The organism is Microvirga sp. HS2, assembly GCF_055792805.1.
In genome coordinates this window covers 1-7,428 of sequence record NZ_JBVVAJ010000072.1, presented here as the reverse complement: position 1 = coordinate 7,428, position 7,428 = coordinate 1, and the positions used below count along the sequence as shown (strand labels likewise).

3 protein-coding genes are annotated in these 7,428 nt (G+C 55.2%); 2 read left to right on the top strand and 1 reads right to left on the bottom strand.

The features are described 5' to 3' along the window. Nucleotides 1–681: 681 nt before the first annotated feature. Nucleotides 682–2,562 carry an AAA family ATPase gene (locus ACS5Q0_RS27095; protein ID WP_473129732.1) on the bottom strand — a complete coding sequence of 627 codons (1,881 nt, stop codon included), beginning with the start codon at nt 2,560–2,562 and terminating at the stop codon, nt 682–684. A 1,945-nt stretch (nt 2,563–4,507) separates the two neighbouring features. Here ACS5Q0_RS27095 and ACS5Q0_RS27090 point away from each other — a divergent pair. Both ACS5Q0_RS27090 and ACS5Q0_RS27085 read left to right on the top strand, forming a co-directional pair. Next, nucleotides 4,508–4,744, top strand: a complete 237-nt coding sequence (locus ACS5Q0_RS27090) for a helix-turn-helix transcriptional regulator (protein WP_473129731.1) — start codon at nt 4,508–4,510, stop codon at nt 4,742–4,744. A 1,216-nt stretch (nt 4,745–5,960) separates the two neighbouring features. Next, nucleotides 5,961–6,920, top strand: a complete 960-nt coding sequence (locus tag ACS5Q0_RS27085; protein WP_473129730.1) for a TIR domain-containing protein — start codon at nt 5,961–5,963, stop codon at nt 6,918–6,920. Nucleotides 6,921–7,428: the final 508 nt, after the last annotated feature.

The following is a 7,428-nucleotide window of genomic DNA, read 5'->3' as shown; positions in this document are numbered from 1 at the left end:
AAAGAGTGGAAGATGCCGCCACGGGAGTGGAGCATGGCGAAAGCCCAGTTCGCCATTCTGTTCGAAGGCCGCTTCAGGCTGGGATGATGAACCCGGCCCTTACACGGAAATTCCGACAGTCCCAAATAGAGAAATCGCTTGTCCTGCTGGACACAGCATGCAAGTCTCTATGCAGCTCTTACTATAGCTCTGCCGTACGTGAAGTTTCCTAGGCCTCGGCGTACGTTCATCGCAATCCCGAAGCGCACGTCCTTTGGGACGCGCGCTTCAAACTCTAAAATACAATCTGCTTTACGATGGCACCTCCTTTGTTGGGCTGCGGTCTGTTGGCACGAATCCAACAACTGATTCGAGGGTCAGGGCAGATCGCGTTTCGATCAAGCCCGCTGTCAAAAAATATGTCCCCTTGACGTAAGATAAAATTTTCGTTTGCAATGTGTTGGATTCGCTGCTGTTCTCCCGTTGCTCGATCTATCCGAGCAAAATTCCATTCTAAGGATGAGGAATACCCTTAGTTTAGGAAGGCTGATTGCAAGGAGTTGATCTTCTTCTGAAGTTGCCCGAGATTTTGCTTTAGATCTGCGAATGAGTACGAGAGAGTGTTTATTGAGTGTGACGCTACGTAAGGTACGCTAGGTTGCTTTATGATCCGCCAAAATGAGCGGATCGAGGGAGCTTGCGTTAGTTGAGCCTGTTGCTCCGGATCCGCTGAATGATGCGGTTAATCTCGCTTCCAGAGACGCGTCCTGTCGCCATCAGACTGCGAGCAATTTGCATCGTCGCGTCCTTATACTGTCGGATGAGATCTGAGGCACCCTGATAGGCACTTTCGAGCTCAGTTGATACAGCTGTCCTCATATAGGGCTGTGATAGAATTTCGTCGGTAGCGTCCGGCGGTGCGATGTAGACGAGGGGATGAGGACCGCTTAGGCCGAATGATCCTGCGAGCGCCGCGCCTATCCTTGTCGCTAAAGCGAGATCAGAAGCTGATCCCCCTCCCGAGCCAACACCTGGAGATCCCAACAGAACCTCTTCAGCAGCGCGCCCCGCTAAGATCTCCATGAGAACTTCCTTCCACTCTGAGTGGCTGTGCAGACCTGAGAGGTCACCACGGAAAGAACTGCCAGCAATTGGTCCGTTATGGTGGATGGCAACTCGAATACTGTCAGAACCACCACGAAGAGCCATAATGAGTCCATGCCCTGCCTCGTGGACGGCAATCCGCCAAAGCTCGTGCTCCGAGCGGATGGTGGGCTCTCCGCTGACGGCCTGAATAAGATCGCCCAAGGTCACCGTGCGCTGGGATTGCCTAGCAATGCGACGTGCATCCTTAACTGCCTTCTCGACATCCGCTCCCGTAAAGCCCTGTACCAGAGTTGCTATGCCGCTCAGGTCTGCAGTGCTGAGATCTCCCCGCAGCCGAACCCGAAACATTTTCTCCAAGTCCGCCGGGGAGGGCAGTGGGACCTGAATGACCCGGTTTAAGCGTCCGGCACGAAGTATTGCAGGATCGCAGCGAGTGACATTATTAGATGCTGCAATAAAGATTAGACCTTCTCGACTTGATATCCCGTCCAGAAGCTCTAAAAGCCCATTAACAACTTGGACCGAGTAATCGCGGTAGTTATGAGTGAGTTCATCTCTAGAGGCGAAGGCGTCGACCTCATCTATAAACACTATACAAGGAGCCTTGCTTCTAGCCTGATCGAAATCTTGCCTCATGGCTCTTAAGAGATGTCCGAGATGTCCCTCGTCGGCAGACTGCCATTTCGCAAGGGACCCCGTAATAATCGGGAGACCAGCCTCGCTAGCGAAGACCTGAGCAAACAGGGTTTTTCCAGTTCCAGTTGGCCCATTTAAGACAACACCATGATCGATTTCATGCCAGGCTAGGCGACCGTCCCGATAGAGCTGTAGATCGCGGATAACCGACCGCGCCCAAGCAACGGCCTCATCAAGACCATGCAACTGGTCAAGCGTCAGGTCGCGAGGTGCTCGGCTCTGTAGTCGAGTCTCAGCAGCACTCTTCAGGAGTGTCAGGCACTCGTCCGGAGATCTATCATAACGCACGCATAGCGTGAGATCCTCTACCGACATCTCTGCTGCTAATTCAGGGCACAGCGGCCGCACGCACCGTTTTCCAGTGACGATCCGGATTGTTCGGGTAATCGTTGCCGAATCCAGAGGCGAGATCGAAAGTCTATATGTCGCAATCCTCCCTAATTCTCCGGGAAGGTAACTCTGGATCTGTGGTGCGATCGCAACCACTGGAATGGCGAGTTGTGCGGCGATCCGAACACTTTTCCTATAGGCCTGTAGGTCTGCAGGCTTGTTAGGGGAGGTCGCGATATACGAGATGACGGTCCGCTTACCGTGCTCCAAGTCCTTCAGACCCCACCCAGGCACTATCAGATAGCCGGGCGGCAGTAGCACTTTATCCCATATTGTCGCGAGAACCTCCAACGCACCAATGTCGGTCGCCGTGACGAGGACGACCGGCGAGCCGCCCGCTACAATCTCATTTCGGAGACTTGAGGTACTATCCAAGGCACGTGCGAACATTAGCCGAAGGGCAATTCGGTCCGGTCTTGGTGCGGCAGCAAGTGGCCGAATGTTAGCATCTGTCTCACCTTCGAGGTCGTCAATCGGTAGTTCAGCTGCACGCTTCGTATACGCATGTCGCCCGCGTCGAGTTGGAGCTTTACCTGCCTCTTTCGCCCTTGGCTCTTTTTGGTGAGTAACCCCCTCTGCTGCTTCTGAGGCAAGACGACGGCGGAATGCATCTGCTTCTCTGACGAGCTTGCGGTACTCCTGACGCTCGAGGGGGCCGAGTGTATTTGTTCGAGAGCGCGACGCAGTAGGAGCTAAACGGACGGACGACGTCTCGGATTGCAGCTGGTGTCTATATTTCATGGGAGGCTCGCAAACTCGATGTCTGGGCGTACCGATCAGCATCTGGCTGTAAAGCGATATGCTCGCCACGTGATCTTGGACGCGGAGGTAAAATGGTGAGGAGGTGGCGGCTTGGTGCACCCCGTCATCAGATGGCTGTTAACGGGTGGCGAATGCTTTCCATTCGCTACTTAGTACCTGAAACTGGGTATTTGCCTCGGCGGATCTGATCGATGGAAGATACCGATCAAGCACAGATGCAATGAACCAGGCGCACGCCCGGTCGCCAGCTAGTGCGCAGTAGGTGACCCGCGACATGTGGGCGTCCAGCTCCTCAACTGAAAGGCTAGTCCGGTTCCAAATCACGGCGATTGCCATGCCAAGCGCCATGGCAGAGTCATCTGTTTGGGAGGAGAACCATCGACTGGCTTCGACAACGGCAATCTGAAGACGGCTGGTTGCGTCTTTGGACGTGAACTCACATGGTGAGACGACCCGCCACCACGTGAGAGGAGATTGAGGTTCCCTTACGTCATCAGGCTGCCTCACTGAGGCACTCTGGACTGCTGATATACCGTCTTCGGTAGAGATGTTTGATCTGCAGGATAGTTGGGGATTGTCCGCCATTTTATCATCCGGCCTTGTTGCCATTAGGTATCAGCGAAATGAACGGGTGGCTGACACTTCACGCGGTGGATCGGGTAGGTGATGGCGGGTCAATTTGAGCTGAGAGGTCGGTCTTATTGGCCGATTGAGATCAAGCTCGAGGTCGCCCGCGGCCACGAGGCTTAGGACCGCTGACGCAGCGTCTCGCCGCCGCAGGCGTGATGCAACTTCCGTTAGGGAAGAGTAGGGGGCCGAATATAGGTACGTAGCAATAGCTGAACGCTCCTCGGGCATAACCCGAACTCCAGCGCACGAAGCAATCCAGCGGGAGTTGTCGAGGCGCGGTTGGCGGGCAACAGACCTCGGTGGGATGAGTAGTATGCGGTGTCCAGCGTGCTCTGCAGCGCGTTTCAAGACGTGTAAGCGTGCCTTTTCCTCTGGAGCGCGCCACGCTCGTGGGCTTGCCGCGACGACCGTAAAGGCATCCTGGCGAAGACGAACACGCAGTATCACGAGTCCGGCATCTGCAAGCCCGCATAGTTTCTCAAGGTTCTCAACAAGCGGATCGGGGCCGATGATCCCCATCCCGGGGAAGGCCACTGCAAGCCGGCGTAGGTCAGTGGCTCTATCCAGAAGCTCGGCAGCACGACGCCGGCGAGCGGCATCCGGAGAAGAACTTGTTGGGCCCTTTAGACGTGGCTTAGCTGCACGCATGACAAAGCATCCTTTTGCCAGGACTATGTCCCAGCTGGTTCAGCTGTGATGAGGGATCGGGAGTGCGCCACGTCTCGGCGGAGGCTCCGCTCCGGGACGTGCGTGCCTTCGACGGAGCGAAGGAGTGGGCTCGCGCTCGCTAAACGGAGCCGATGGAATCGCATTCCGATCCTTGCGGCCGGAAGACAATCCTTTGTTATAGTCCCTGTCAGCGACTCAATCCGCCAAAGCTAATCGCTCGCTGACACTTACTCAAAATGAGCAAGCATGGTGCTGTCAAGAAAAGCCTCGGAATATGGTTAATGGAGCTCAAATAAAAGCAGCCCGCGCATTGCTCGGCTGGTCACAGGATCAGCTATGCGAGCGGGCTGACGTACATAGGCGCACCCTGACTACACTAGAGTCGGGCAGGGCTCCCACCTATAACGTAACGTTATTGCGTGTTGTATCGGCGCTGCAAGGTGCCGGAATTCAGTTTCTCGACCAAGAAGGTGGGTATGGCGTCATTTTCCGTCCCTCTGCCAAGGCATAGCTATGGCTGGGTCCATGTTGCGTGAGGTTGAGATAGTTGGATTCCCACTTGCTCAGCCCGTCGCCTGAGATGAGGATCACTGTGTGCTGAAACTCCTCCATTGCATCCAAAATTGGTTTCGGCGGCGGCCTCCAGCTGGTGGGCTTACAGAAATTGAGTACGAGGCCGTGTCTCTGATCGCATACGAGGGGAGGGCTGCCTACGTCCGGGCCCGGGAGCAGGCTGAGTACTGTCTCAGCCGTGGGAGCGAGATGGGGTGTAGGTTCTGGTCCGATGTCGCAATTGAGGTCGCGCAACGTACAGGCGTGATGAACACGAGAAGGACGAAGGAGCAACCGAGGTGAGATGACCTCGCCTGCGGGGCCCCGAACAGGAATGACATCAGCTTCCCAAGCTGAATGTCGTGGGTTCGATTCCCATCGCCCGCTCCAACTTTTCTAAAATAAAATCAAGATCTTACAAGGGTTGCATGACCTGGATCCAGCGTCACCGAATTCGGGTGATACAACGCTGATACAACAATCCTTCTTGGCTGGTCCCCCGATTCGGCGCGTCAATCGGTCTCTCGTCTGTTGCCCTGAGCCGCAAGTGCGGTTTCCAGTGACTGTGGTGCCAAAGGAGCCTGCGCCCGAGTCTCTAACTTCGTCAGGTGAGAAATCCATCGGGAGGCATCATCCATCCTTGCAGAATCGCTACTCTTGAGACGCAGGATATGTACCGGCTGGCCGAGAGCTTAAGCGTTAGGACGGACGAATTTGGGTTGGGAACTCAAAGGCGACCCTAGCCTTGGGCTCCCTGCTATTTGATCCGCTACCAATCAGGTCCAACCATATTCGGGGTTTAGGGTGTCAAATCTAATCGCTTTGCAGGAATTCGCGACCTTCCATGATCTAGAACGCGACCCGTTTGGACGCTGCTTTTTCCGGGCGGATGTCATAATCCGAGCAGGAGGGCGAGGCGGGGCTGAGAACACTGATGCTCGGATTAGTTTCGCCTCGGGGGACAACGAGCAGTTGGTGCTTGGCCCCGGTTCAGTCCTAGTTCCTGGCGAACTTCCGCTCGGCTATTCCACCAATTTCGGAGTTTGGACACATCAAGATGGATTGCTCATCATCGAAGGGAACTATGCTCGGAAGTTCAACTACATAACGGAGGTTCGCCCGGCCACCTAGACTGGAAGAGTGTTGAGGCGACCTACCGTCGACGGGGAAGAGAAATGTTCAATTTGATGGTGACAGGCCGAGACGACGCATGGGAAGAGGGCGTCTATGTCTGGGATAAGTCGCGCATCCTCGAATACACCAATGACGCTGTCCGGGAGCCGTTGAAGGCATTATCGGCCGAGGCACTAGAGGAACTGGCGAAACTGCCAACACTATTCATGTACGAGAGGCATACGGATGGCGCGCCGAAAGTCGGAGCTATCAAGCGGGTTCAGCAGCGGGGACCTGAGATCCGTATCATCTTCGAATTCGATGAAACGGTGCCTCCGCTCACGCCTGAGCAGATTGAGACCCTGCAATGGGATCTCGGCCTCGCCGACTTTGAATTCTCACGTACTCATTGGGCTGTGAAGGAAGGTGACCTCTACACGATTCTGCGCGAGGCAGGGCACTTAGGACAGCTAGGCGCTCCGAACATTGAAGGTACGCCAGGAGAAGGTGACATACCTGAGGATCGGCCACTTGCGGTGGATGTCACACCAACTAAGATATTCCTAGTTCACGGTCGCGACGAGGGTGCCAAGCATGCGGTCGCTCGCTTTCTGGAGCGCCGGGTGGGCTTGGAGGTGATCATTCTTAGTGAGCGACCGAATCGAGGCCGCTCCATCCTCACCAAATTTAAGGAAGAGGCCGATGGTGCGACCTTCGCGGTGGTACTGATGACAGCCGATGATCTCGGCCAATTGCGTCCAGAGCTTTTGCCACGCGGAACGCCTGTTCCCGAGCCGCAAGCCCGACCGCGTCAGAATGTAATATTCGAACTCGGCTTTTTCATTGGCCAACTAGGCGTAGACCGGGTCTGCGCACTTGTCCCTTCTGGTGTAGAGCGGCCCTCAGACTACGACGGTATCGTGTATGTGCCCTTCGATGATCAAGATGGTTGGCAAAAGAAGCTTGTGACAGAACTCCATGCAGCCAACGTACCGGTGTCAGCAACTTGGTGGCAAGGATGACTAACTGAGGGGTTAGACGGTTCAGGGCAGAAATAGCAATAACCTTTGTATTTTGGTTGGGCCATTGATCTTGACTTTATTTAACCGTTGCGGCCGGCAGCGCCGCTTTCATCGTAAGGATATATGGCAAGGTGCGCTCACCGAAGTATGGAATACTGTTGAGTAGTTAAGGCCGTGTCGGTGTGCGCCATCCTCTATGTTGCCCTAGTGAACGCCTTAGCGCTGGAAGTTGGCTGTTCAGGGTCGAAATTGCTGGCACCCTGATGCTTGACCTAAGAAATTCTTCCGATAGCAGCTAGGCGGTAGATCTTCGCGCTAGGTGGTAGTTATCGGGGAGCGAGTTGGCAGACGATATCGAACAGAATCCGTTTGGAACAAGTGAGCGCACTAGTCCTTTGCCACAGGGATCATGCAGGATAGAGCCGCCGTAGTTTGGAGCGAGCCTGCGTGGTGGTGAAATGCCAATGCGCCTTGGCTCTGTTGCGATTGCGCTCGGCTTCCCAGGCGG

Bases quoted from the DNA above. Each gene is read 5' to 3' on its own strand.
- ACS5Q0_RS27085 (WP_473129730.1), top strand. From the start codon at position 5,961: ATGTTCAATTTGATGGTGACAGGCCGAGACGACGCATGGGAAGAGGGC.
- ACS5Q0_RS27090 (WP_473129731.1), top strand. From the start codon at position 4,508: ATGGTTAATGGAGCTCAAATAAAAGCAGCCCGCGCATTGCTCGGCTGG.
- ACS5Q0_RS27095 (WP_473129732.1), bottom strand. From the start codon at position 2,562: ATGTTCGCACGTGCCTTGGATAGTACCTCAAGTCTCCGAAATGAGATT.